The organism is Pseudomonas sp. PDM01, assembly GCF_014852325.1.
Taxonomy (GTDB): Bacteria; Pseudomonadota; Gammaproteobacteria; order Pseudomonadales; family Pseudomonadaceae; genus Aquipseudomonas; species Aquipseudomonas migulae.
In genome coordinates this window covers 66937-93550 of the sequence record NZ_JACVBK010000004.1, presented here as the reverse complement: position 1 = coordinate 93550, position 26614 = coordinate 66937, and the positions used below count along the sequence as shown (strand labels likewise).

Below are 26614 nucleotides of genomic sequence, written 5' to 3'. Positions count from 1 at the left end.
TCTGACTCAAGGGTAGCCGCTACATTTTTCAGCGCTGGTGTGTTTTCTTTTCAGAATGAGTCGTCGCATTTTCACGGATCAGGACGGCGCTCAGGTTTGTCTCGCAAGCGCTTGTTTCAGCCGCGATTTTTTAACATTTAAAACCGTTGGGCGGTGTATCATTGCGCCCGTCAGCCCCGCCGGGGCTTGTGGAATACCTCCATGGACTTACCCAGTAGTAATTCAGTAAACCGCTTTTCCAATCATGAATTGACTGATTGATCCTTCCGGCGTGCCCCGCTGCTGGGAGTGGAGTTCGCCTATGTCCGAAGTTGAAGTAAAGAAAACGCAAGAAAGCCTGCAGGACCGCCTCGCTCAAGTGATTGAGCTGTTGCAGCGTCAGCGGGTGGTCGAAGACCTGACTCATCGCCAGGAAGGTCCGCATCACGACCGGGTCGAAAACCTGGTTCACCGGCAAAACCTCGTCGAGCTGCAGCGCAAGCTCGACGACCTGCACTCCGCCGACGTTGCCTACATCCTTGAAGCCTTGCCGCTGGACGACCGTCTGACGCTCTGGCAATTGGTCAAGGCTGACCGCGACGGCGACATCCTGCTCGAAGTGTCCGACTCGGTACGTGAAACCCTGATCGCCGACATGGACGATCACGAGCTCCTGGCAGCGGCCAAGGACATGGATGCCGACGAACTGGCTGACCTGGCCTCCGAGCTGCCGCGAGACGTCGTCCACGAGCTGATGGAAACCCTCGACGGTCAACAGCGTGAGCGCGTTCGCTCCGCGTTGTCCTATGACGAGGAGCAGGTCGGTGCGCTGATGGACTTCGAGATGGTGACGATCCGTGAGGATGTCAGTCTTGAAGTGGTGTTGCGTTACCTGCGTCGGCTCAAGGAGCTACCGGGCCATACCGACAAACTGTTTGTGGTCGATTACGACGGCGTGCTCAAGGGCGTGCTGCCGATCAAGCGTTTGCTGGTCAACGACCCGGAAAAACAAGTATCGGAAGTCATGGCCAGCGACCCGGTGAGTTTTCACCCGGACGAAGACGCCTACGATGCCGCACAAGCGTTCGAACGTTACGACTTGATCTCGGCCCCGGTGGTCGACAAGAACGGCAAGCTGATCGGCCGTCTGACCATCGATGAAATGGTCGACCTGATTCGTGAAGAGAGCGAAAACGAAGTTCTCAACATGGCGGGTCTGCGTGAAGAGGAAGATATTTTCGCGTCAGTCTGGAAATCCCTGCGCAACCGCTGGGCCTGGCTGGCAATCAACCTGATTACCGCCTTTATTGCCTCTCGCGTGATCGGATTGTTCGAAGGTTCGATCGAGAAGCTGGTGGCGCTCGCGGCATTGATGCCGATCGTGGCGGGCATCGGTGGCAACTCGGGTAACCAGACCATCACCATGATCGTTCGCGCCATGGCGCTGGACCAGGTGAGTACCGGCAATACTTCGCGTCTGATGCGCAAGGAGCTGGCCGTCGGTTTGATCAACGGTTTGGTGTGGGGTGGGGTGATTGGTGCGGTCGCCTACCTGCTTTACGGCAGTTGGTCCCTTGGTGTGGTGATGACCGCTGCCATGACGCTCAACCTGTTGCTCGCGGCGTTGATGGGGGTGTTGATCCCCATGACCCTGGCGAAGATGGGTCGCGATCCGGCGATGGGCGCCAGCGTGATGATTACGGCCATGACCGACAGCGGTGGTTTCTTCATTTTCCTCGGGCTGGCGACCATCTTCCTGCTTTGATTGCCATCTGCCTGCAACCCGCGAATCAGCTCGTAGGAGCCAGGCTTGCCGGCGAAGGCGATCTCAGGGCCGCCTTCGCCGGCAAGCCAGGCTCCTACGAGAGCAATTAACCCGCCAATCGGCGGGTTTTTTTGTGGCTGAATTTCAGGCAAAAAAAAGCCAGCGATTAAGCTGGCTTGAGCGTTCGGATGAATCAGGAGGCGTCTGCGGCCATTTCGGCGTCGTGGGCAATCAGCGAAACGAGTGCGTTCTGCTGACGGTGGGAGAGTTGGCGGAAGCGCTGCAGCAGTTCGCGTTCGTGCAGTGACAGCTCCGGGCTGTCCAGTCGCATGCTCAACTCTTCACCCAGTGCGCCTTCCTGAATGAGACTCTGCTCAAGGCGCGCAATGATTTCGGAGTTCATGCTGCGATGATGATTGCGAGCCACCTCGGCAATGCGTTCACGCATTCCGTCTGGCAGACGTACGACGAACTTGTCAGCCGTACGGCTGGAATAAATTGCCTGTTTCAATGGGCGCATATATTTAACCGGTTAGTTCAGGGGAGCGGTTCTCGGGATTGGCCGCGCGATGTCTGATAGGACAAGGACTCTGGCCAAATGTTCAACCTGAATTGATAGAGGCTCGCATCATGCCTCAAAGAAGCCAGATCATTGGCGTCAATTCTGTGACAAATATTGAACTGGATAAAGGCGTTATGCCAGCACCAATTATCAGAAATGCGGACTGGTTTGAAAAGACTACCCATGTCCGTATCGCTGGCCGCGTCCTATTGCACAACAAGAGATGTCCTGAGACACCTGAAGGTGCATGCTGTGCGGATTTCGATCACGATTCCTTACTTCGTACAGAATAGTGGCAATTGGCCGATTTACTAGTGGCAACCACGACATGGGGGGCTAATTCAGGATGGATGGCAGACTGATTTACCTGATGGGGCCTTCCGGGTCCGGCAAGGACAGTCTCATCGAGGCCGCTCGTGCGCCTTTGCAGACAATCAACTGCGAAGTGGTGCGTCGGGTCATTACGCGTTCAGCCGAATCCTTGGGTGAGGATGCGATCGGTGTTTCCCGTGAAGAGTTCGCGCGCCGCAAAGAAGAGGGCGACTTCGCGCTGTGCTGGCATGCCAATGGCCTGGATTACGGTATTCCCGTCGTGATCGATCAATGGCTCAAGGAGGGCCGGGATGTCCTGATCAACGGCTCCCGCGGGCACTTGGCCCAGGCGCTACGCCGTTATCCGGCGCTGGTGCCGATTCTGTTGACGGTCAAGGAGGACGTGCTGCGAGAGCGCTTGCTGCGGCGGGGGCGTGAAAGTCTGGCGGAGATTGAGGCGAGATTGCGCAGAAATGAACTGTTCACGGCGGACGCCTCAGTCGGTGAGACGCTTATCCACCAACTCGACAATTCAGGCGAACTTTCGGACACAGTGGCCGAGCTGTTGAAGCTGCTACAAGTCAGCGCAACACCGGATCAAACTTGATCTTGCGGCCAGCAACCAGCGCCAGCACAAACAAAGCACTGAAAACGCCGCAGGCAATCAACGGCAGGGTGACGACTGCGTCCTCTACCAGTGATAAATGAAGAATGCCGCTGAGCAGGGCGAGGACGAAAAATCCTGCGGCTGATTTGGACATGCTGTGCTCCTGATGGGTTGTTCAAAATACCAGGCGTTCTGAAGACTGCGCTGGCAGCAGGACATTTTCCTGACTCACTTCTTGACCGACAAAACCCTGCTGATTACCCAACACCGCCAATTGAGGTGCCTTCTGTACCTGGAGGTAATGAGGCATTCGTTGGGCAACCGGCTCGGCACCGCTCTGCGGGGCAAAATGAAAACCCAAAAAAATCGCCAGAGCGATCGCGTTCGAGAGTAAAAGGGCGCGGTTCATGAGGGCTGACCTCCGTTGTTCTTTGAGAACAGCTGAAGCAGCCGACGTGCCAAGAGTCTAACGGCTATTAAATCCTTTAAAAACAAAGAATTAAGATAATCGTGCAAGGTGGTCTCATTGCAATTTGCAATGATGGCTTTTTGCGGTGATGCAATTTGCACGGTTAACAAATCCCGTGCTGTAGAGGGGCGTCTGCCTACACTTAAAAAGCCTACGGACGACATGACAAAATCAGACCCGCCCGTTAACATGCACGCCGTCCATCGCATCGCATTTCTCGCGTGCGACTTGTGTCTCAGTAGCTCAATTGGATAGAGCATCCCCCTCCTAAGGGGAAGGTTGGCAGTTCGAACCTGCCCTGGGACACCATCAATTTCCAGCCCTGTGGCTGTCAAAAAAGCCCCGCCAGGATCTCGCATCCGGCGGGGCTTTTTCGTGTGCGATCACCTGACGACCAACATTTGATAGACGCGCATTGCTGTGCCTTACTCCAAAGACCACACAGGGAGCGAAATCGATGCGACGCAGGGGCGCCCAATTCTGGTTGTGGACCAACACGCGATTGCCTCTGCACACCCACGAAGAAGTGCTGGGCAGTGGCGTGCAAATCGAGGTGCATGCGCGGATCAGTGTTGAAGGGGTTACCCAGATTTTTGTAGGTGTCTACGGCGCTGATGGCTGGCCGATTTGCGAGGAGCATCATGACCTCAAGGCGGGTGAGCATTACTGCGCCGCATTGAAGTGGGGTACCCAGCGGGCGAGGGAGATTGTGGCGGACACTCAGGAGTTCGTCGCGCCGCACCGGGTGCAATTGACGTTGAGTCCGGTGATTACCGATGAGTCGGTCGTCGCGTTGCGCCGGATGGAGATGACTGAGCGTGAACGCTTGAAGCTCAGGTCTGCCGATGCCTGGTCAGAGTACCTGGACGCCAAGGAGGCCATGCTCGTCTTGATGCGCTCCACCAAGGTTGACCCTATGGTCTGGGCCGATCACAAGGAGCGGCTCAGGCAGGCGATCGATCGGCGCGCCTGCGTGCAGCGCGACTATCTGAACTGAGCGCGCTTCAGCGCTGGTTGCGCAGCGTCTCGATGGTCAGGATCAGATCATCGTAGGACACCGGTTTGCCAACATGCTGGTCAAAGCCTGACTGTCGTGATTTCTGAATGTCGCTGTGCGCCCCGTAGCCGGTCAGGGCGATGGCCGGTACATCCTTCGCGAGCGGCAATTCACGCAGTGCGCTCATCAACTCGTGGCCGTTCATGACTGGCATGCCGAGGTCGGAAATGATCAGGTCGAATCGAGTGCTTTTTGCCGCGTCCAGCGCCGCCACCGGGCGGTCAAAGGCAATCACTTGCGCATCTTCCATCTCCAGCAGCATTTTCAGGGTTTCCAGCACGTCCGCGGAATCGTCCACCAACAGAATCGTCAGTCCGCTCAGTCTGCCGCAGGCCTCTTCGGTCTGGGCAGCGGCTTGCGCTTCGCCGGCGGTTTTGGCCAATGGCAGATAGACGGTGAACGTGCAGCCTGTGCCTACACCGGCAGAACTCACCTCGACTGCACCGCGTTGCGCCTCGGTCAACTGACGGACCAGCGACAAACCAATCCCGAGCCCTTCACGGTTATGGGTGGCATGTTGTTTTTCAGCCTGGCCGAACAGGTCGAACACGTGATCGAGGTTTTCCGGGGCAATGCCGACGCCATTGTCCTTGATGTCGAGCCGCGCCATGTCCCCGGCCTGGCTGGCGATCAATTGCACACGCCCCTTGGTCGGGGTGAATTTCAGTGCATTGTTCACCAGGTTCCAGATGATTTGTTCCAGCCGTGTCGGGTCGGCCTGGACCATCAATGCATCGGACGGCACCAGCAGTTCGACGGTGACGTCATGCTGGTCATTGAGCACGACAGTGTGGACATCGCGCAGCACACTGGCGAGGTCGACGGCGACCGTTTGCAGCTTGAGCTTGCCGGTGCGGACCCGGGCCACATCCAGCAGATCGTCGATGATCCGCGCCTGGCTGGTGACCGCGTCGCAGATGGTGTTCACCGCCCTGGCCGCCGGTGCCAGCGACTTGGTCACCGGCAAGCGCCGCAGCAATTCTGCGTTGAGCTGGATCAGGTTCAGCGGATGCTTGAGCTCGTGGGACATGACCGCAAAGAACTCGTCCTTGAGGTTGTTGGTGTTACGAGTCTCGGCCAGTTCCTGGCTCTGTTCTTCGTGCTGGCGTTTATGGCCGGTCAGGTCACGGGCAATTTTCACGTAGCCCTGCAGGTTATCGCCGCTGAGCAGAGTCACTTCGCCGCTGCAAAAGAAGCGGCTGCCATCCTTGCGCAAATGCCAGCGTTCATCGTCGCTGCGGCCGTGGTTGCGCACCGTCAGCAGCTCGTTTTCCGGCACGCCCGCCGCGCGGTCCTCCGCAGAGAAGATGAAGTCATAGTAGGCGCCCTCGGCCTCGGCCTTGCTGTATCCGAAGATCAACTCCGCGCCTTTGTTCCAAGTGGTGATCACACCTTGTTCATCGAGCGTGATGATCGCGTAGTCGCGGGTGCTTTCAGCGACCAGGCGCATGCGCTCCTCGCCCAGGCGCAGCTCTTCTTCGGCCGCCCGGCGCTTGGTGATGTCGATGAAGGTCAACACGGTGCCGTCGATGTGGTCTTCGCTGGAGCGGTAGGGCAGCAGGCGGGCGATGTACCAGCGATTGTCGGTGCTGCTGACTTCGCGCTCGATCATGTTCAGCGATTCGAACACCAGCGCCGCATCACCGGCCAGGTTGTCGTAATGCAGGCGGTGGGTGATGTCGAGCAGGGAGCGCCCGGTGTCCACCGGCAGCATGCTGAAAATGTCGGTGGCGCGCGGGGTGAACCACTTGATGCGCATGCTGCGGTCGACAAACACCGTGGCGATGTCGGTGGAGGCGATCAGGTTGGTCAGGTAGTCGTTGATCTTGTCGGTTTCTTCGACCTTGGTTTTCAGCTCGAAATTGACCGTCAGCAACTCTTCGTTGATGGATTGCAGCTCTTCTTTACTGGTCTCCAGCTCTTCGGTGGCCGAGCGCAGTTCTTCGTTGATCGCCTGCATTTCTTCGTTGGAGGCCTTGAGCTCTTCGCTGGAGACTTCCGATTGTTCGATGGTGTCCTGCAAATGCAGCTTGGTGCGTTGCAGTTCGCGTTCGAGGTTGGACAGCACCTGGTTTTCGTTCTGCAGCACGGTGGTCGCCGCCAGTTCTGAAGGATCGACTTCGACCTCCTCGAAAATCACCAGCACGTACTCGCTGTCCGAGCCTTCATCCTTGTAGGGATGAGCGACCAGATCAATCAGATAACGCCGCTCATCACGCTTGATCGACACCTCGCGGGATTTGACCGACAGGCTGCTCTGCTGAACCTGGAACAACGTGGTGCGCAGTTCCAGGCGCAGCTCTGGAAGGATCAATGTCAGTAAATTGCGCGACATCTCACCACCGACGTGCCGCAGGAAACGCCCGGCACTTTCACTCATGTGCAGAATGTCGGCGTTGGCGTCGACGATCACGCTCGGTGGCGCCGACTGTTCGAGGGCGCGTTGATGGATATCGGCGAAAGAGGTTTTGCGCTGTACACCGCTGTGCGTCGGCTGCTGGGAAATGTTGGTCCGCACGTAGCCTCCACGCGGCATGGTCGGCGTGCGACGGCTGTTGGCCGTACCGGTTTTGGCGCGGAAGATCCGGTTGCGTTTGTCCACCGGGGCGAACAGTTCGTGGCACGCGTCCGCGCTCTCGGAGGAGCCGAGAAACAGGAACCCGCCGGGGCGCAGGGCAAAGTGGAACATTTGCAGGATTTCGCGCTGCACTTCGCGATCGAGATAGATCAGCAGGTTACGGCACACGATCAGGTCGATCTGCGAGAACGGCGGATCGGACAGCAGGCTGTGTTTGGCGAACAGGACTTTTTCGCGGATTTCCTTGCGAATCCGGTAATGGTCATCTTCCTTGAGGAAGTAATGTCGCAGTCGCGTCGGCGGCACGTCGGTCACGATGGCTTGCGGGTACAGCCCGGCCCGGCCGACGCTGATGGCGCGCTCGTCAATGTCAGTGGCAAACAGTTGCAGCGATGCCGCACTGGCGTCCAGTTGCAACTGATCGCTGAGCAACATCGCCAGGCTGTAGGCTTCTTCGCCGGTGGAACAACCCGCAGACCAGACGCGAATTTCTTCTTTCTCGGGCTGCGCTGACACGGCGGCACTGACCAGTTGCGGCAGGACATCGCGCTCCAGCGCTTCGAAGGCCTCGCGATCGCGGAAGAAGTTGGTCACGCCGATCAGCATGTCGCCGAGCAGGGCCTTGGTTTCTTCGGGATTGTTTTGCAGGTAATGGAAATAGGACGCCAGATCCGGTTGAGACGTGACCTGCATCCGCCGTTCGATCCGGCGCAACACGGTGGCGCGTTTGTAGTGTTTGAAATCATGGCCGGTGCCGGTACGCAGCTGGATCAGAATGTCGTGCAGCATTTGCTCCGCGACCAGCGCTTCGCGTTCGGAGATGGCGACAATGGTCTGCGGTTCGGGGTCGTTGGCGATGGGCAAGCTGATTTCCTGAGAGTTACGCCACAGCTCCAGCAGTTTTTGCGGCATTTCAACGACCGGCAGAACCAGGTCAACCATGCGGGTATCGATGGCGGCGCGGGGCATGCCGTCGAACTCGGCGTCTTCCGGTGCCTGCGCCAGCGTGACGCCGCCCTGTTCCTTGATGCGCGAAAGACCGACGGCACCGTCGGAGCCGGTGCCCGACAACACCAGGCAGAACGCTCGTTCCCGATGGACATCGGCCAGGTCGCGGAAGAACAGATCGATCGAGGCGTGCCGGGATTCCCGTGTATCGCTGGTACTGACCTCAAGAAAACCATCGTTCATCGACAGGCGTTGTGCCGGTGAAATGACGTACACATGGTTTTTCTCGATGGACACCCTTTCAGTGACTTGCAGAACCGGCATCGCGGTCGATTCCTGGACGATCCTGTCGGCAATGCTCTGGTGATCGGGGGAGAGGTGAAGAATGATCACGAACGCCATGCCGTTGTCCTGCGGCATGTTTTCGAAGAACAGCTTGATGGCTTGCAGCCCACCCGCCGACGCGCCAATTCCCACCACCGGAAAATCCAGGGTACTGGGGATCAGGGTCTTTCGCTCATTGGAATTCGCTGAGCGATTGGGAGTGGTGGTCATAACTTTTGCCTGTGCCGACGACGGGAGCGTCTGGGTCTGAAAGAGGGGTAGCAGACGCGTTGCAATAAATCAGGATAATCCCGTTTTTCAATAACGCCTTCAAATATTTAGCCCGCATTCGCGGCCCTTTTAAATTTGGACTCCAGCGGCGCAAATGCATTCCAATTCTTCAAGTGAATGGCCCTGCTGGCCGATAACCCGGACAGTCATGATCTTCTTCTTAAAATTGCCTGGAAATCTTCGATGCTGTCGTATCACCAAAAGCGTTTTTTGATCGTCGATGATTTCTCGGATTTCCGCAGTTCCGTCAGGTCCATGCTGCGTGAGCTGGGCGTCAAGGACGTGGACACCGCCGACACCGGCGAGCAGGCGCTGCGCATGTGTTCGCAGAAGTCCTACGATTTCATCCTCCAGGATTTCCACCTCGGCGATGGCAAGAAGAACGGTCAGCAGGTTCTCGAAGACCTGATGGTCGAGAAGCTGATCAGCCATGAAGCCGTGTTCGTCATGGTCACCGCCGAGACCAGCCAGGCGATGGTGCTCAGCGCCCTGGAGCACGAGCCCGATGCTTACCTGACCAAACCCTTCAACCGTTCCGGCCTGGCCCAGCGCCTGGAGCGTCTGGAGCAGCGCAAGACCTTGCTCAAGCCGATCCTGCAGGCGCTCGATCGCGGTAAACCGGTTGAAGTGCTCAATGCCTGCATCGCCTTGTGCAAGCAGGACATCCGCTACTCGCCGCTGTGTTTGCGCTACCGCGCCGATGCCTTGCGCGACTTGAACCAGAACGAAGCGCTGGAGCGACTCTACGACAGCATCATTGCCGACCGGCCTTTGCCATGGGCGTTTGCCGGGCTGGGCCAGTTGCTGTTCAAGCGGGGTCAGGTCAGCCAGGCCAAGGGCATCTACGAAAAAGCGTTGAAAGTGTTTCCGATGATGCCGGCGCTCTATGACGGCATGGCCGATGTGCTGGTCGCCGAGGGCGACACCAAGGCTGCGCAACAGGTGTTGGAGGAGGCGATTCGTTTGTCGCCGCTGGCCGTACGCCGGCAAGCGCTGCTGGGTAAGCTGGCGATGACCAACGAAGATTTCGATACCGCGTCCAAAGCTTACCGTCAGGCCGTCAGCCAAGGTGCCCAGTCACGTTTCAAGGACGCCGAAAGCAACCTCGGCCTCGCCCATGCGTTGATCAGCAAGGGCAGCGAAAAGGGCCTGGACACCCGGACCCGGCTGGAAATCAACACCACGCTGAGTGCCGTGGCCAAGGAAAACCCTTCCGACCCGGGCCTGCAGATTCGTGCGCGGCTGATGAAGGCCACCAGCCTGTTGCTCAACGACGCCGAAACCGCGGAAAAGCTCACCGAGCAAGCGATGTTGCGCCTCGATGGCATGGAGCAATTCATGAGTGCCGAAGCCGCGCTGCTGGTGGCCAAGCAACTGCAAATGCTTGGGCAGGCTGACGCCGGTAAGTCGATGCTGAAAAACTGCGCAGAAATCTACGGTGACGATCCGACGGTGATGCAGGGTATCGCCAAGCTGACCGACGACCCGAGCATCCTCAACTCCGGCAACGATGCGGCGGAACTCAACCGTCAAGGCGTGCGGGTGTACAAGACCGGCAACCTGGTGGAGGCGCGGGCGGTGTTCCGCAAAGCCCTGGCGTTGCAACCGAAGAACATCAGTATTGCGTTGAACATGGCGCAATCGCTGCTGCATGGCACCGACACCAGCGCGCCATCGGCGGAGCTTGAAGAATGTCGCGCCTGCCTGAAAACGGTCGGCCTGATGCCCGACACCGATGCGCGATATGCGCGTTATCAGAAACTGAAAATCAAGGCGTTCAGCGGATGAACCAAGACAACCCGGCACTGGATTTCTCCACGGTGATTGCTTCCACCGTGCACGACATGAAGAACTCTCTGGCGATGCTGATGCAGGCACACAGCCAATGGCTGGCGCGCTTGCCCGACCCGGAGCGGCACACCCCGGAGCAGGGCGTGATCGAGTTCGAGTTCGCCCACCTCAACGGCATGCTGGTGCAGTTGCTGGGGCTGTACAAGCTCGGGGTCAACCAGATGCCGTTGCAGCCGGCTTACCACGAACTGGATGACTTCATCGAAGCGCAACTGGCCTGCCATCAGGACGTGTTCGCCAGTCGCGGCATCATGGCGACCTATGAAGTGGATCCGCTGAGCCCGCTGGGTTTTTTCGACCGTGAGCTGATTGCGTCGGTGCTGGCCAACAGCATCAACAACGCCATCCGTTACGCCCGTCACGCATTGTTGATCACGGTGAGCGACGAGGCCGGGCAATTGGTGTTGACCATCAACGACGATGGCGAGGGTTATCCGGCCGAGATGATCGAGCGTCAGGCCGATTACGTGCAGGGCATCAACCACAGCAGCGGCAGCACCGGCCTGGGCCTGTATTTCGCCGGACGGATTGCCGCGTTGCATCAGCGCAACGGCATCGGTGGGCGCACAGAAATCAGCAACGGCGGCCCGTTGGGCGGTGGAGTGTTCAGCCTCTATCTCCCCTGAATACCCCGCATCCCCCTGTAGGAGCGAGGCTTGCCCGCGAAGGCGATGTGTCAGTTAATTCAAGTATTGGCTGGTACAACGCCTTCGCGGGCAAGCCTCGCTCCTACAGGGAGTGGGCGTGATCCGTGAGGGTGTATTTGTACGTCGCTGCTTGATATTCCGAACACGCGGAGCCTATTTTGTACGGTCGCCGTTCGCGGCTTGCACAACTACAAAGGATTGCGTCATGACAACCGGTGGCCAGCGCTCACTCGCGCAGCGATTGACGGGCATTGATGAGATTGAATGTGTTACGCCGGATTTGAACGGCGTGCCTCGTGGCAAGGTCATGACGGCCGAAGGCTTTCACGAGGGGCGGCGTTTGCAGATGGCGCGGGGTGTGCTGCTGCAATGCATCATGGGCGGATATCCGCCAGCGCGTTTTTACGGCAGCGATGACGGCGACCTGGCGCTGGTGCCCGACCCTGCGCAGATCCATCGCTTGCCCTGGAGCAAACAGCCGCGTGCCTTGGCCATTTGCGATGCGGACGAACTGACCGGCGAAAGCTCCCCTCTGTCGACTCGTGGTCAACTCAAAGCAGTTATCGCCCGTTACGCGGCCCTTGGGCTGGCGCCGGTGGTGGCCACCGAGCTTGAGTTTTTCGTCTTCGCGCCCAACACCGACCCGACGCAACCGTTCCAGCCGCCGGTAGGCCTGGACGGGCGGCGCGAGGACGGTCATTCGGCGTTCAGTGTCAGTTCCAATAACGGCTTGCGGCCGTTTTTCAGTGAAGTCTATGAGTGCATGGCGGCCCTCAGTTTGCCGCGCGATACGTTCATGCACGAGATGGGCGTCAGTCAGTTCGAGATCAACCTGCTGCACGGCGATCCCTTGTTGCTGGCCGACCAGACATTGCTGTTCAAGCATTTGCTTAAAGAAGTGGCACTCAAGCATGGGCTGACGGTGGTCTGCATGGCCAAGCCACTGGCGCACACGCCGGGCAGTTCGATGCATATTCACCAGAGCATCGTCGAGATCGCCACCGGGCGTAACGTCTTCAGCGACGAGGCCGGTGAGCCGACTGCGACCTTCCGTCACTTCATCGGTGGCCAGCAGGCCGGCATGGCGGATTTCACGGCATTATTTGCACCGAACGTTAACTCCTATCAGCGCTTGTGCCATCCGTTCGCATCACCGAATAATGCCTGCTGGTCCCACGACAATCGGGCGGCCGGTTTGCGCATCCCGGCCAGCTCGCCAGTGGCGCGTCGGGTGGAAAATCGCCTGCCGGGGGCTGATGCCAACCCGTATCTGGCGATTGCAGCGAGCCTGGCGGCAGGGTTGTATGGCATTGAAAACAGGTTGGAGCCGAGTGAAGCGATCCAGGGCGAATTCGAGGTGCCGGATAATCTTTCGTTGCCGTGTACCTTGCATGCCGCGCTCGAGCGTCTGAAACGTAGCCAATTGGCGAAGGAACTGTTCGGCAAGGAGTTCATCGAAGGCTACGTCGCTTCGAAGACCATGGAGTTGACCAGCTTCTTTGATGAAATTACGCCCTGGGAGCGCCGTGTTTTAGCCGCCCAGGCCTGACGAACCTTCGTCTTCGGGCTATCTTTCGGATAGCCCGTTTCTTACCGCAAGGAGCCGCTCGGAACGCCGATGCGCCAAATCTGGAAACCCTTTCGAGCGCTGTATTTCGCCTCGCTGATGATGTTGATCGGCTCCGGCTTGCTGAGTACTTACCTGGGCTTGCGCCTGGCGGCCGACCATGTCGACAGCCTGTGGGTCGGTGCGTTGATGGCGGCCAACTATTTCGGCCTCGTGCTGGGGGGCAAGATCGGTCACCGGTTGATTGCCCGGGTCGGGCATATCCGGGCTTATTCGGCCTGCGCCGGGATTGTCGGCGCGGCGGTGCTGGGCCATGGTCTGGTGGACTGGCTGCCGGCGTGGATATTCCTGCGGGTCATCGTCGGTCTCGGCATGATGTGCCAGTACATGGTCATCGAAAGCTGGCTCAATGAGCAGGCCGAAGCCTCGCAGCGCGGCACGGTGTTCAGCGGTTACATGATCGCTTCTTATCTTGGCCTGGTGCTGGGGCAGCTGATTCTGGTCATGCACCCGGGCCTCGGTCTGGAGCTGCTGATGCTGGTCGCCCTGTGCTTTGCCCTGTGCCTGGTGCCGGTGGCCCTGACACGGCGGATTCACCCGGCGCCGCTGCATCCGGCGCCGATGGAGCCGCGCTTCTTTATCAAGCGCGTGCCGCAGTCGTTGAGTACGGTGCTGGGGGCGGGGCTGATCATCGGCTCGTTCTACGGTCTGGCGCCGCTGTATGCCTCGCAGCAAGGGTTGTCCACGGAGCAGGTCGGTCTGTTCATGGGTAGCTGCATTTTTGCCGGCCTGTTGGTGCAGTGGCCGTTGGGCTGGTTGTCCGACCGTTATGACCGTGCACTGTTGATCCGCTGTTTTGCGCTGGTACTGGCCCTCGCCGCGTTGCCGCTGGCGATCATGAAGCAGGTGCCGCTGGAGGTGTTGTTCATCACCGGTTTTATCTGCTCGCTGGTGAAGTTTTGCCTGTACCCGCTGGCGGTCGCGTTTTCCAATGACCACGTCGAGGCTGATCGACGGGTGTCACTGACGGCGATGTTGCTGGTGACCTACGGTGTCGGCGCGAGTATCGGACCGTTGGTCGCCGGGGTACTGATGAAGATGTTCGGCAGTCAGATGCTCTACGCCTTCTTCAGTTTCTTTGCGTTGGTGCTGGTGTGGCGGATCCGCCCGAAAGCGGTGACCAACCTGCATCAGGTCGACGACGCGCCGCTGCATCACGTCGCCATGCCGGACAGCATGTCGAGTTCGCCGCTGGTGGCTTGCCTTGATCCACGTGTCGATGAACAAGTGGTGCAGGACCAGATGCAGACCCCGGCCAATCCTGATCCGGCTCCTGAGTCGGAGGCCGAGACACCCACCACTCCACCTCCGGAGGACCCTGACACAGGTCGTGAGCAAAGCTTCACCGAGGCCAGGCCTTAAACCCGGGCATAAAAAAACGGGCAGTCACCGCAAGGGACTGCCCGTTTTTTATGGGTGCTTGAATTACAGGTCGTCTTTGTCGAAACGTCGTGCTTCGCGCTGAAGCTGATAGACGAAGCGCTCGACCTGGCGCTGCACCAGGCCGCTCATGTTATGAAAGCGGATGCCGGCGAAGGTGGTGGAGATTCTTTCTTCGAAGTGCAGGTAACGCAGTTCGACCGGTGCCGTCATTTTGCCAAAGGGCAGGGCGGCGGCGAAGCGGTCGTAGACCTGACCCAATTGCAGGCTGCCGGTGATGTCGCCTTCAAAGCGTAACTTGCAGCCGGTGGCGGAGATGTCCAACAGCTTGCCGCTGATCGGCGCCTTGAGCTTTTCACCGTCCAGATCGACGTTGACCAGTTGGGCCAGTTTCAAGGCCGCGCGGAAGGCATTGCGGCGCTGGTGATAAACCACTTCATCCGGCAGCGGTCCACGATAGCAGCGGCTGTCACCGGACTCGTCGATGGTCAGTTGACCGTTGCTTTCCCAGGCAATGCGCACGCCTTCGTGAAAGCCTTCGACCTTGAACGGTTCGCCGGCCAGCATGAAGCGCTCACCGTCACGCGGGATCATTTCGTCGAGCGCGATGGTCCCGCGCTCGCGGTCCACGTCCACCAGATAGCTCTGGAAGCGCTGGGTGCGCTCATGGAACGTGATGATCAGCGGATCATGACTTTCTTGCAGTTGGCGCAGGTTGCCGGAGATTTCCAACGGTGTGGTAAGCACCTTGGGTGGCTGCGGGGCATCTTCCGCGGTTAAGGCATTGGACACGGTTCATCAATCTCCAGACAAAATATGACTACGGCTGGCCAGTATATTGCCAGCATGTTGCGAGTCTTGATAGGGCGCGGTCATTTGCGGGCTCAAGCCTGACTGAGCGGGCGCGGCTTCGCAAGCTTGGCGGTTGATCCGCGGGCGTCATAAAGCGCTGGCGGTTCACCGCCGGTCAGGATTTTCAGCTGATTGGCCGTGGCGGCCTGCTGGACCAGGATGGACTGGCCATTATTGGCGTTCGCCGCCTGGCATTGAGCCAGTAGATCGGTCAGCACATCGCTCTGGGCCAGCAACTGCTCGCCAATGCTCGAATGGCTGGCGAGTTGCTCCAGGCCGTTGCGATTGGTCGGCAGGTTGAGGCTGGCGAGGATTTCGCTGCGCTTGCGGCCATGCTGTTCAAGCAGAATGATCAATGCCTGTTTCTGCGCCAGAATCTCTTCGAGCAGTGGCATGTCCCGACCGTGCAAGGCGAGGGACTCGGTTTGCAGTAACTCAAGCAAGTGTTGCGCTGGAGCAAAGTCGTCGGTGATCAGTTGCAGTAAATTAGTGTCTTGCATGGCTGGCCTTGGGTTTTAAGCGTCCAAAAGCCCGGCGCGGGCCGTAGCCTAGCGCTGGGCTTCGAAGTTGAGCAGTTTGCTGGCTACACGGCTGCTGTCGACTTTATAGCTGCCATCGGCAATCGCTGCTTTCAACTCGGCCACACGGGCGTTGTCGACGGCAGGCTGATCGCGCAGCTTGTCAGTGACCTGTTGCAACTGTTGAGCCTCATTGCTGAGGTGTACCGATTCCCCGCTTTTGATGGCAGTGGCCTGTTCGGCCGGGGTATTCAGCGGCGCGGATTTGCCAGCATCGGCAGTTTCCTTGGCAACGCTGGTACGTGTACTGCCCGTAAGTGGCGAGGAGCTGTTCAAACGGCTGAAATCGATGACCATGGTAAAAAACCTCTGAGTATTTGGACGCTTGCCATGTTTTCGGCTCTCCCTGTGAAAACTTTAGACCCATTTATCAAATGGGCCCGCATGCGCCAGCACTTCTCCTGCATGCGGCACAGTTTAGGGAACAGCCTCGGGCAACGCCACATCTTCACGAACAGAGAATCCTACATGGACACTTCCACCTGACCTGGCGCGGTAACCTGCGCCTTGATGACCCGTTTGGAATTGAGGTTTTTCACCCGTATCTGCTCGGCCATGCCGCCGTTGGACAGGGCCTCGCCGGGCATTCGCACGCTGAGCGTACCACTGCGGGCGGTAATCACCACCTGATCGCCTTTGCTAATGACTTCCGCCTGTTCGAGATGAACCAGGGTAATCACCTGGTCGGTGACCATTGGTCGGGTAAGTCGCTGGCCGATCGCCTGGTCTACGGATGTGAAGTAGCCCTGGCCGATCAGACTGACGTCACGCTCGCGCAGCGTCACGTCATCGGGCTCGACAATCCCTGCGCGGCGCAGGGGCCGGGTGACGGTCACAACGTCGCGAAACAGGCGGACTTGAGCGGGTACGAAGACTGTCCAGGGTGATGCCCCCTCGCAGCGAACCTTGACCGTGACCCGGCCCAGCGGCTTGGCCGGACTCTCGAGGCTGGCTGTCAATTCCTTGTCGCACATGGGCATGCGCAGTCGCTGGTCGAGCTGGTTGACCTGGATTTCGTAGCGACCTTCCGTTTGACTGGTAGCCAGATAGTCTTCTACGGTGAATTCAAGAAAGCCCTGGGTGACGCCGATAAGCATGTCAGGCAAGGTAACTGCGTCAGCAAAGGCAGGGCTGCCAGCGTTGAACAGGCAAACGGCCGACACTGCACAGAGCAATCTGCGGATAGGTGATGTCAGGCGTCGGAAAAATGTCGGTTCTGTGTTCATAAAAGTTAAAAAGCAAGCGCCGTGCCGTTTAGTGATGAATGTGCGTCGCAACACACTTAGCGTTGGTGTAGGAGTCTGGGCATGGCTGGTGTAATGGATTCGGTAAACCAGCGCACGCAACTGGTAGGGCAGAATCGCCTGGAGCTGTTGTTGTTCCGTCTCGACGGCCAGCAGCTGTACGGGATCAACGTGTTCAAGGTTCGCGAGGTGCTGCAATGCCCCAAGCTGACCCTGATGCCCAAGTCCAGTCCTGTCGTGTGCGGTGTGGCAAATATCCGGGGGGCGACCATTCCGATCCTTGATCTGGCAATGGCGACCGGTTCCGGGGCGCTTAAAGATCAAAGCAATCCTTTCGTGATCATCACGGAGTACAACACCAAGACCCAGGGTTTCCTGGTGCGCTCGGTGGAACGCATCGTCAACATGAACTGGGAGGAGATTCATCCGCCTCCCAAGGGCACCGGACGCGATCATTACCTGACGGCTGTGACTCGGGTCGACAATCAGTTAGTCGAAATCATCGACGTCGAGAAGATCCTGGCGGAAGTGGCGCCGACACCGGAAGCGATTTCCGTCGGCGTGGTCGATGTCGAAACCCAGCACAAGGCGCTGTCGCTGCGGGTGCTGACGGTCGATGACTCGTCGGTGGCGCGTAAGCAGGTCACGCGTTGCCTGCAAACGGTCGGTGTCGAAGTGGTGGCGTTGAACGACGGACGGCAAGCGCTGGATTACCTGCGCAAACTGGCCGACGAGGGTAAGAAGCCGGAAGAAGAGTTCCTGATGATGATCTCCGACATCGAGATGCCGGAGATGGACGGGTACACCCTGACGGCCGAGATCCGCAACGACCCTCGCATGCAAAAGCTTCATATCATCCTGCATACTTCGTTGTCGGGTGTGTTCAATCAGGCGATGGTCAAGAAAGTCGGTGCCGATGACTTCCTGGCCAAATTCCGTCCTGATGACCTGGCATCCCGGGTAGTTGACCGGATCAAAGCAGCAGACATCAGCTAGGGGCCTTTTGCCCTTGGTGGTTAACACGATTTAAGAGGCGGCATCTTTGTCTACGGGTAATTTGGATTTCGAACAGTTCCGGGTCTTCCTGGAAAAAGCCTGTGGCATTTTGCTCGGTGAAAACAAGCAGTACCTGGTCTCGAGCCGTCTCAACAAACTGATGGAACAGCAAGGCATCAAGTCCCTGGGTGAGCTGGTTCAGCGCATCCAGACCCAGCCGCGCAGCGGTTTGCGCGAGTTGGTGGTCGATGCCATGACGACCAACGAAACCCTGTGGTTTCGTGACACCTATCCGTTTGAAGTCTTGAAGAACAAGGTACTGCCCGAAGCGATCAAGGCGGCTCCGGGGCAACGCTTGCGAATCTGGTCGGCGGCCTGCTCGTCGGGTCAGGAACCGTATTCGCTGTCGATGTCCATCGACGAGTTCGAGCGGGTCAACATGGGCCAGTTGAAGATGGGTGTGCAGATCGTTGCCACTGACCTGTCCGGCTCCATGCTGACCAACTGCAAGACTGGCGAGTACGACAGCCTGGCCATCGGCCGCGGGTTGTCGCCCGAGCGTCTTCAACGTTATTTCGACCCGAAAGGGCCGGGGCGCTGGGCCATCAAGGCGCCGATCAAGAGTCGGGTGGAGTTTCGCTCGTTCAACCTGCTGGACAGCTACGCGAGCCTCGGCAAATTCGACATCGTGTTCTGCCGCAACGTGCTGATCTACTTCTCCGCCGAGGTGAAGAAAGACATCCTGTTGCGCATCCACAGCACGTTGAAGCCTGGCGGTTATCTGTTCCTTGGCGCGTCTGAAGCGCTGAACGGGTTGCCGGATCATTACCAGATGGTTCAGTGCAGCCCGGGGATCATTTACCAGGCTAAGTGATGGGTTGGTGGTGGTTTGAACGACGGGAGTCCTCAGGGGCTCCCGTTTTTTTTGTCTGCTGTGTTGGTGTGTATATCCGTTTCTGGGGTTATGGCGGCTGGCGGTTTCGCCCTTACGGCGAGTCACTTGGAAGAGCCCCAAGTAACCAAGGGCTCTTGCCCCTTTCGTTCGGTGCCTCGCTGTGGCTCGGCATGCCCTCGCTCCGGTCCTGCTCCGTGGGCCCGCCGCCATCGGCCATCCATGGCCGGGGGCGGCTAACCCGGCATCCATGCCGGGTTGCCCACTGCGCAGAACCTGCGCTCGGCCTCTCGAGGGGGCGCTCAGATCAAAAGCTGAAGGCGAGCTAACGCTCGGCCTGATGAGTGGTGGGAATCAAAAGCGTACGTGCCCCCTGTAGGAGCCGGCTTGCCGGCGAAAATCGTCTGGACACCGCGTTCATTCAGACAGCCCGCGTTATCGTTGACCTCCATCGCTGGCAAGCCAGCTCCTACAGTTTTGAATCGTGTGAACCCAATCCCCTGTAGGAGCCGGCTTGCCGGCGAAAATCGTCGGGGCAGCGCGTTCATTCAGACAGCCCGCGTTATCGTTAACCTCCATCGCTGGCAAGCCAGCTCCTACAGTTTTGAATCGTGTGAACCCAATCCATTGTAGGAGCCGGCTTGCTGGCGATAGCGGTGGATCAGTCGACGCATGTATTGGCTGGACGGACGCCATCGCCAGCAAGCCGGCTCCTACAGGGGGTCGGTGTTCAAGTCCGGAACGAGTGAGCGCAGTAGAGAAGGAGAGCGCGCACGACTGAGAGCCAGGTCGGCTTTCAGGCCGCCTCGGCGGCTGTGGCGGTGGTCGCCCCCTCGAGAGGCCGAGTGGAGGTTCTGCGCAGTGGGCAACCCGGCATGGATGCCGGGTTAGCCGCCCCCGGCCATGGATGGCCGATGGCGGCGGGCCCACGGAGCAGGACCGGAGCGAGGGCATGCCGAGCATTAGCGAGGCACCGAACGAAAGGGGCAAGAGCCCTTTGGTTACTTTGGGGCTTTTCCAAAGTGACTCGCCGTAAGGGCGAAACCAATAGCCGCCGTTACCCCCAAAACGGATATGTACACAAACCCACAACCCAAGAGCCCAAAACCGAAAGCGGCAGAAAAGCGGCAGACGGCGGAAACCCGTTGCCGCTTTTCTGGCATTGCCGCTTCGCCCCCTGCCCGCAAAGCCCCGGTTTACGGGCTTTTTTGAATTGGCACGCCGCTTGCTATATCCATCGTACGAAAAATCAGGTCACCCGAAGGTTTCCCGACATGAGCATCAGCTTCGATAAAGCGCTCGGTATCCACGAACAAGCCCTGGGCTTCCGCGCCCAGCGTGCCGAAGTCCTGGCCAACAACATCGCCAACGCCGACACCCCGAACTACAAGGCTCGGGATCTGGACTTCTCGAAAGTGCTCGCCGAGCAGAACGAGAAAACCAAGAGCGGCACATTCGCCTTGAACATGACCAACAACCGTCATATCGAAGCCGAAGGCATGGGCAATGGCGACGAGTCGCTGCTGTATCGCACGCCGATGCAACCGTCGATTGACCAGAACACCGTGGATGCCCAACTGGAACAGTCGAACTACGCGGAAAACGCGATCAACTTCCAGGCCAGCTTCACCCTGCTCAACAGCAAATTCAAAGGGCTGATGTCAGCCATTCGCGGAGAGTAAGTCATGTCTCTATCCAGTGTTTTCAACATTGCCGGTAGCGGCATGAGCGCGCAAACCACGCGCTTGAACACCGTGGCCTCGAACATCGCCAACGCCGAGACCGTCTCGTCGAGCATCGACCAGACCTATCGCGCACGTCATCCAGTGTTCGCCACCATGTTCCAGGGTGGGCAGAGCGGCGGCAGCGATTCGTTGTTCCAGAACCAGGACGCGGCCGGTCAGGGCGTGCAAGTGCTGGGCGTGGTCGAAGACCAGAGCAATCTGGAAGCGCGCTATGAGCCAAACCACCCGGCGGCCGACGCCAAGGGCTACGTCTACTACCCGAACGTCAACGTGGTTGAAGAAATGGCCGACATGATTTCCGCGAGCCGTTCGTTCCAGACCAACGCCGAAATGATGAACACCGCCAAAACCATGATGCAGAAGGTCCTGACCCTCGGTCAGTGATAAGGGGCGACTCAGATGAGTGTTACCGATACCACCAGCGGCATTAGCCTCAAAGACATCCTGGCCAACTCTTCGATCAAGACCAACACCAGTGCCGACGGCCTGGCGTCCGCCACGAACAGCGCCACCGGCAAAAAGGCCCTGGGCAAGGACGCGTTCCTGCAGTTGCTGGTGACACAGCTGAAGAACCAGAACCCGCTGGAGCCGCAGGACAACGGCGAGTTCGTTGCCCAGCTGGCGCAGTTCAGCAGCCTGGAAGGCATCACCACGCTCAACACCACCGTGAGTGGCCTGGCCAGCAATTACAACTCGTCCCAGGCCCTGCAGGCTTCGTCGCTGGTCGGGCGTTCGGTCATCGCGCCGAGCGAGAAGGCCGTGGTCGATACCTCCAAGAGCTTCAACGGGACCGTCGCGGTTCCGGCCTCGGTGGACCCGGTGAAAGTGAAGATTACCGACGCCGATGGCAAGGTCATCCGCACCATCGACCTGGGCAGCCAAAAAGCCGGCAGCGCCAGTTTCATCTGGGACGGCAAGAACGATGCAGGCGAAGTGGCCAAGGCGGGTACGTACACCTTCGGCGCCACCGCAACTTACGACGGCAAGGCGACTTCGCTGGTGACGTACCTGCCGGCGACTGTCAGCAGCGTGACCATCAGCCAGACCGGTGGTGAGTTGATGCTCAATCTCGCCGGTGGGGGCAGCATCGCCCTGTCCAAAGTACAAACAATTGGTATGTAGAGCCGACTAACACGGCACAAAGGAGTGGAATATGTCTTTCAATATCGGCCTTAGCGGTCTCTATGCAGCCAACAAACAACTGGACGTGACCGGCAACAACATCGCCAACGTCGCGACCACCGGTTTCAAATCGTCCCGTGCGGAATTCTCGGACGTTTACTCGGCCACCAAGCTGGGTTCCGGTAGCAAAACCATTGGTAACGGCGTGCGCCTGGCCAACGTTTCCCAGCAGTTCACCCAGGGCGACGTCAACAACACCGGCAACGTGCTGGACATGGGCATCAACGGTTCCGGCTTCTTCGTGCTGAACGACAACGGCTCGCTGTCCTACACCCGTGCCGGTACGTTCAAGGTCGACAAGGACGGTTACGTCACCAACACCGACGGCACTTCGCGTCTGCAAGGTTACGGCGTGGACGCCAACGGCAAGATCATCAACGGCGTGTTGACCGACCTGCGTATCGATACTTCGAACCTGGCGCCAAAAAACACCTCCACGGTGTCGTCGACGATCAACCTGAACTCCACCGCACCGGTTATCGATCAGGTTGCCACCCCGTTTGATTCGACCAAAGAAGCCACCTTCACCAAACAGTTCAGTACCCCGATTTATGACACTCAGGGTAACAAGCACGTCATGGACCAATACATGGTCAAGACCGGGGCGAACACCTGGAAAACCTACACCCTGATTGATGGTCGCAACCCGAATGGCACCGACCCTAGTCCTACCGCGGTTCCGTTGAACCTGCCGGTCGCTTCGACCATGGTGTTCGATACCTCGGGCAATCTGGTTTCGGTTACCACTCCGGCCGTTCCGACGCCGATCGTCAGCCCTGACCTGAGGGTCACCGGCTGGATTCCCGGTGACGTGAAAAATGGCGTGTGGACGGCCAACGGCGCTACTTCCGGCGTCGTTACGGTCTCCATGGCCAAAACCTCGCAATACAATGCTGACACCGCACGTTCGATTCCTACGCAGAACGGCTACGCCACCGGCCAGATCACCAACCTGACCATCGATGGTAGCGGTATCATGCTGGCCAACTTCAGCAACAGCCAGACCAAGGCCATCGGCCAGATCTCGCTCGCCAGCTTCACCAACGAGCAAGGTCTGCAGCCAGTAGGCGGCACCAGCTGGAAAGAAACCTACGCGTCGGGTATCCCGGGCTACGATGCGCCGAACACCGGCACCTTGGGCGAGATCCACTCCAACTCCCTGGAAGAGTCCAACGTCAACCTGACCAGCGAACTGGTCGACCTGATCAAGGCGCAGAGCAACTACCAGGCGAACGCCAAGACCATCTCGACTCAAAGCACCATCATGCAGACCATCATTCAGATGACCTGATGCTGGATAGCGCTGCATAAAAAGCCCCTCGTAAGAGGGGTTTTTTTATGGCCGGGATTTTGTGTTGTCAGGGAGGGCCTCTTCGCGGGCAAGCCTCGCTCCTACAGGTTTAATTGCGAACAACATCGAACTTGTAGGAGCGAGGCTTGCCCGCGAAGGCGTCATACCAGTCACCACATTTCCATGGGCAAAAGAAAACCCCCGACCAATCCAGAGGACCGATCGGGGGTTGTCGAGTAAGCGCCTTTCAGCGCCTACCGGCTCAGCTTATTGGCAAGCTTCGCAATCCGGCTCGTCGATGGCGCAAGCCTTCGGCACTGGAGCAGGACCGGCAGGAGCTGCCAGGACCGAATCTTCACCATGGTTGCCGCCGCTGGAAACAGCGTTCAGCTTGCCGGTGTTGATGGTCGACTTCTCGGTGCTGGTCGCGGCCAGGGCACGGAGGTAGTAAGTGGTTTTCAGGCCACGGTACCAGGCCATGCGGTAGGTCACGTCCAGCTTCTTGCCCGAGGCGCCAGCGATGTACAGGTTCAGCGACTGAGCCTGGTCGATCCACTTCTGACGACGGCTTGCCGCGTCGACGATCCACTTGGTGTCCACTTCGAAGGCAGTCGCGTAGAGCTCTTTGAGTTCTTGCGGGATGCGCTCGATCTGCTGCACCGAACCGTCGTAGTACTTCAGGTCGTTGATCATGACCGAGTCCCACAGACCGCGAGCCTTCAGGTCGCGAACCAGGTACGGGTTGATCACGGTGAATTCGCCCGACAGGTTCGATTTCACGTAGAGGTTCTGGTAGGTCGGTTCGATCGACTGCGAGACGCCAGTGATGTTGGCGATGGTCGCGGTCGGTGCGATGGCCATGATGTTGGAGTTACGAATGCCTTTCTGTACACGGGCGCGAACCGGTGCCCAGTCCAGGGATTCGTTCAGGTCAACGTCGATGTACTTCTGGCCGCGCTGCTCGATCAGGATCTGTTGCGAATCCAGCGGCAGGATGCCTTTGGACCACAGCGAACCCTGGAACGTCTCGTACGCGCCGCGCTCGTCGGCCAGGTCGCAGGACGCCTGGATCGCGTAGTAGCTGACCGCTTCCATCGACTTGTCGGCGAACTCGACGGCAGCGTCGGAACCGTAAGGAATGTGCTGCAGGTACAAAGCGTCCTGGAAGCCCATGATGCCCAGGCCGACCGGACGGTGCTTGAAGTTGGAGTTCTTCGCTTGTGGCACCGAGTAGTAGTTGATGTCGATAACGTTATCGAGCATGCGAACAGCGGTGTTCACGGTGCGTTCCAGCTTGGCGGTGTCCAGCTTGCCGTTGACGATGTGGTTCGGCAGGTTGATCGAGCCCAGGTTGCAAACGGCGATCTCGTCCTTGTTGGTGTTCAAGGTGATCTCGGTGCACAGGTTCGAGCTGTGGACCACGCCAACGTGCTGCTGCGGGCTGCGCAGGTTGCACGGGTCTTTGAAGGTCAGCCATGGGTGGCCGGTTTCAAACAGCATGGACAGCATTTTGCGCCACAGGTCTTTGGCCTGGATGGTCTTGAACAGCTTGACCTTGCCCGGGTACTCGGTCAGGGCTTCGTAGTACTCGTAACGCTCTTCGAAAGCCTTGCCGGTCAGGTCGTGCAGGTCCGGTACTTCGGACGGCGAGAACAGGGTCCACTTGCCGTCATCGAAGACGCGCTTCATGAACAGGTCAGGGATCCAGTTGGCGGTGTTCATGTCGTGGGTACGACGACGATCATCACCGGTGTTCTTGCGGAGTTCGATGAACTCCTCGATGTCCATGTGCCAGGTTTCCAGGTAGGCACACACAGCGCCTTTGCGCTTGCCACCCTGGTTAACGGCAACGGCGGTGTCGTTCACCACTTTCAGGAACGGAACCACGCCCTGGGATTTGCCGTTGGTGCCCTTGATGTACGAACCGAGTGCACGAACCGGGGTCCAGTCGTTGCCCAGGCCACCGGCGAATTTCGACAACATGGCGTTGTCGTGGATCGCGTGGTAGATGCCCGACAGGTCATCCGGCACGGTGGTCAGGTAGCAGCTGGACAGCTGTGGACGCAGGGTACCGGCGTTGAACAGGGTCGGAGTCGACGACATGTAGTCGAAGGACGACAACAGGTTGTAGAACTCGATCGCACGGTCTTCTTTCTGCTTCTCTTCGATCGCCAGGCCCATGGCCACGCGCATGAAGAAGATTTGCGGCAGTTCGAAGCGGATACCGTCCTTGTGGATGAAGTAACGGTCGTACAGGGTTTGCAGGCCCAGGTAGGTGAACTGCTGATCGCGCTCGTGGTTGATCGCCTTGCCGAGTTTTTCCAGGTCGAAGGTGGCCAGGACCGGGTTCAGCAATTCGAATTCGATACCCTTGGCGATGTACGCAGGCAATGCCTTGGCGTACAGGTCGACCATTTCGTGGTGGGTCGCGCTTTCGGCAACGTTCAGGAAGCTCAGGCCTTCGGCACGCAGGGTGTCCATCAGCAGGCGGGCGGTCACGAACGAGTAGTTCGGCTCACGCTCGACCAGGGTACGAGCGGTCATCACCAGAGCGGTGTTGACGTCGGTCAGGGCCACGCCGTCGTACAGGTTTTTCAGGGTTTCGCGCTGGATCAGGTCGCCGTCGACTTCTTCCAGGCCTTCGCACGCTTCGGTGACGATGGTGTTCAGGCGACCCATGTCCAGCGGTGCAAAAGTGCCGTCGGCGCGGGTGATGCGGATCGACGGGTGAGCGTTGACCGCTTCTTCTGCCGGAGCGTGGGCAGCGCGTTGTTTCGAACGACCGTCGCGGTAGATCACGTAGTCGCGAGCCACTTTCTGCTCACCGGCACGCATCAGGGCCAGTTCGACCTGGTCCTGGATTTCTTCGATGTGGATGGTGCCGCCCGACGGCATGCGACGCTTGAAGGTCGCGGTGACCTGTTCGGTCAGGCGGGCCACGGTGTCATGGATTCGCGACGAAGCGGCAGCGGTGCCGCCTTCAACTGCGAGAAACGCTTTGGTGATCGCGACGGTGATCTTGTCATCGGTGTAAGGAACGACAGTGCCGTTACGCTTGATCACGCGCAGTTGGCCAGGCGCGGTGGCGGACAGATCCGAAGTCGAATCAGCGGCCTGCGGCAAAGTGCCCTGCGGGTTCTCGCGAGTTGTGTCGGTTTGCATGGGGGGTTGTCTCCACATTCTCTATGTTTGTTTGGGCACCATCACGGTGCCCACCGTTCCGTCCTGAAGCACTACAACCGGCTGGGCCGGGCATACCAACTTCGGGACAGATCAGGAAGGGGGCTGTTGGGGCGCCGCTTCCATGCCGAAGTCTTTGGTCCCAGGCCTTGAGCCTGACACCAGGATCCTTTTGGGTGACAGTAATCGACTGCAACACCCGTACCGTTAACGCCGTTTCCGGCTCAAAAACAGTAGCCATCCGCACGCGCGGTTTG

At 58.8% G+C, this 26614-nt stretch carries 22 protein-coding genes and 1 tRNA gene; 14 read left to right on the top strand and 9 right to left on the bottom strand.

What is annotated here, in order from left to right; all coding sequences use genetic code 11:
- Positions 1-301: 301 nt before the first annotated feature.
- Positions 302-1744, top strand: a complete 1443-nt coding sequence (gene mgtE / locus IB246_RS11235; RefSeq protein ID WP_008033095.1) for a magnesium transporter — start codon at positions 302-304, stop codon at positions 1742-1744.
- 193 nt (positions 1745-1937) lie between these two features.
- Here mgtE and IB246_RS11230 read toward each other — a convergent pair whose 3' ends face one another.
- Entirely contained in the window at positions 1938-2264 is a 327-nt protein-coding gene (locus tag IB246_RS11230) for an Arc family DNA-binding protein (RefSeq protein ID WP_003178899.1), read from the bottom strand.
- Between the two features lie 388 nt (positions 2265-2652).
- Here IB246_RS11230 and phnN point away from each other — a divergent pair, with 388 nt between their 5' ends.
- Positions 2653-3225 carry a phosphonate metabolism protein/1,5-bisphosphokinase (PRPP-forming) PhnN gene (phnN, locus tag IB246_RS11225; RefSeq protein WP_008038452.1) on the top strand — a complete coding sequence of 191 codons (573 nt, stop codon included), beginning with the start codon at positions 2653-2655 and terminating at the stop codon, positions 3223-3225.
- Here phnN and IB246_RS11220 read toward each other — a convergent pair.
- Positions 3200-3379, bottom strand: a complete 180-nt coding sequence (locus tag IB246_RS11220) for a PA3371 family protein (RefSeq protein ID WP_008038451.1) — start codon at positions 3377-3379, stop codon at positions 3200-3202. The genes phnN and IB246_RS11220 overlap by 26 nt on opposite strands.
- A gap of 21 nt (positions 3380-3400) precedes the next feature.
- The gene (locus IB246_RS11215) at positions 3401-3634 is read right to left on the bottom strand and encodes a hypothetical protein (RefSeq protein ID WP_008038450.1); all 234 of its coding nucleotides are present in this window, start codon (positions 3632-3634) and stop codon (positions 3401-3403) included.
- Between the two features lie 292 nt (positions 3635-3926).
- On the opposite strand from IB246_RS11215, the gene IB246_RS11210 reads away from it, so the two are divergent.
- Both IB246_RS11210 and IB246_RS11205 read left to right on the top strand, forming a co-directional pair.
- Positions 3927-4003 (top strand) — tRNA-Arg (locus IB246_RS11210).
- A gap of 148 nt (positions 4004-4151) precedes the next feature.
- On the top strand, positions 4152-4691 hold the full coding sequence (locus IB246_RS11205) for a hypothetical protein (RefSeq protein ID WP_008038449.1): 540 nt from the start codon (positions 4152-4154) through the stop codon (positions 4689-4691).
- A gap of 7 nt (positions 4692-4698) precedes the next feature.
- Here the strand turns inward: IB246_RS11205 and IB246_RS11200 are convergent, their stop codons facing one another.
- Positions 4699-8832 (bottom strand): CheR family methyltransferase, encoded by a 4134-nt coding sequence (locus IB246_RS11200; protein ID WP_008038448.1) that lies wholly within the window; start codon positions 8830-8832, stop codon positions 4699-4701.
- Between the two features lie 243 nt (positions 8833-9075).
- Here IB246_RS11200 and IB246_RS11195 point away from each other — a divergent pair, with 243 nt between their 5' ends.
- The 4 genes from IB246_RS11195 (at position 9076) to IB246_RS11180 (ending at position 14379) form a co-directional block, all read left to right on the top strand.
- A complete protein-coding gene (locus IB246_RS11195; RefSeq protein ID WP_008033066.1) occupies positions 9076-10680 on the top strand; it encodes a tetratricopeptide repeat-containing response regulator in 1605 nt (534 codons plus the stop codon).
- On the top strand, positions 10677-11369 hold the full coding sequence (locus IB246_RS11190; RefSeq protein WP_008038447.1) for a sensor histidine kinase: 693 nt from the start codon (positions 10677-10679) through the stop codon (positions 11367-11369). The genes IB246_RS11195 and IB246_RS11190 overlap by 4 nt, the downstream gene beginning before the upstream one ends.
- Before the next feature lie 328 nt (positions 11370-11697).
- The gene (locus IB246_RS11185) at positions 11698-12939 is read left to right on the top strand and encodes a glutamine synthetase family protein (protein ID WP_177318167.1); all 1242 of its coding nucleotides are present in this window, start codon (positions 11698-11700) and stop codon (positions 12937-12939) included.
- Positions 12940-13008: 69 nt separating this feature from the next.
- Positions 13009-14379 (top strand): MFS transporter, encoded by a 1371-nt coding sequence (locus IB246_RS11180; RefSeq protein WP_008038445.1) that lies wholly within the window; start codon positions 13009-13011, stop codon positions 14377-14379.
- 63 nt (positions 14380-14442) lie between these two features.
- Here IB246_RS11180 and IB246_RS11175 read toward each other — a convergent pair whose 3' ends face one another.
- From IB246_RS11175 to flgA, 4 genes are all read right to left on the bottom strand, one after another.
- Positions 14443-15189 carry a flagellar brake protein gene (locus IB246_RS11175; protein ID WP_008038444.1) on the bottom strand — a complete coding sequence of 249 codons (747 nt, stop codon included), beginning with the start codon at positions 15187-15189 and terminating at the stop codon, positions 14443-14445.
- 92 nt (positions 15190-15281) lie between these two features.
- Complete coding sequence (locus tag IB246_RS11170) at positions 15282-15749, bottom strand: flagella synthesis protein FlgN (RefSeq protein WP_008038443.1); 468 nt, start codon at positions 15747-15749, stop codon at positions 15282-15284.
- A gap of 48 nt (positions 15750-15797) precedes the next feature.
- Complete coding sequence (gene flgM / locus IB246_RS11165) at positions 15798-16124, bottom strand: flagellar biosynthesis anti-sigma factor FlgM (protein WP_008033053.1); 327 nt, start codon at positions 16122-16124, stop codon at positions 15798-15800.
- Positions 16125-16291: 167 nt separating this feature from the next.
- Positions 16292-17053, bottom strand: a complete 762-nt coding sequence (gene flgA, locus IB246_RS11160; protein WP_032832449.1) for a flagellar basal body P-ring formation chaperone FlgA — start codon at positions 17051-17053, stop codon at positions 16292-16294.
- Positions 17054-17134: 81 nt separating this feature from the next.
- On the opposite strand from flgA, the gene IB246_RS11155 reads away from it, so the two are divergent.
- From IB246_RS11155 to flgE, 6 genes are all read left to right on the top strand, one after another.
- The gene (locus IB246_RS11155) at positions 17135-18067 is read left to right on the top strand and encodes a chemotaxis protein CheV (RefSeq protein WP_008033048.1); all 933 of its coding nucleotides are present in this window, start codon (positions 17135-17137) and stop codon (positions 18065-18067) included.
- Between the two features lie 46 nt (positions 18068-18113).
- Positions 18114-18941 carry a protein-glutamate O-methyltransferase CheR gene (cheR, locus tag IB246_RS11150; RefSeq protein WP_008033047.1) on the top strand — a complete coding sequence of 276 codons (828 nt, stop codon included), beginning with the start codon at positions 18114-18116 and terminating at the stop codon, positions 18939-18941.
- A 1292-nt stretch (positions 18942-20233) separates the two neighbouring features.
- Complete coding sequence (flgB, locus tag IB246_RS11145) at positions 20234-20641, top strand: flagellar basal body rod protein FlgB (RefSeq protein WP_008041767.1); 408 nt, start codon at positions 20234-20236, stop codon at positions 20639-20641.
- A gap of 3 nt (positions 20642-20644) precedes the next feature.
- Positions 20645-21088 (top strand): flagellar basal body rod protein FlgC, encoded by a 444-nt coding sequence (gene flgC, locus IB246_RS11140; protein WP_007937507.1) that lies wholly within the window; start codon positions 20645-20647, stop codon positions 21086-21088.
- Positions 21089-21103: 15 nt separating this feature from the next.
- Positions 21104-21826, top strand: coding sequence for a flagellar hook assembly protein FlgD (gene flgD / locus IB246_RS11135; RefSeq protein WP_008041766.1), 723 nt, complete (start codon positions 21104-21106; stop codon positions 21824-21826).
- Between the two features lie 31 nt (positions 21827-21857).
- A complete protein-coding gene (flgE, locus tag IB246_RS11130) occupies positions 21858-23177 on the top strand; it encodes a flagellar hook protein FlgE (RefSeq protein WP_008041765.1) in 1320 nt (439 codons plus the stop codon).
- Positions 23178-23444: 267 nt separating this feature from the next.
- Here flgE and IB246_RS11125 read toward each other — a convergent pair whose 3' ends face one another.
- Entirely contained in the window at positions 23445-26339 is a 2895-nt protein-coding gene (locus tag IB246_RS11125) for a ribonucleoside-diphosphate reductase subunit alpha (RefSeq protein WP_008029373.1), read from the bottom strand.
- Positions 26340-26614: the final 275 nt, after the last annotated feature.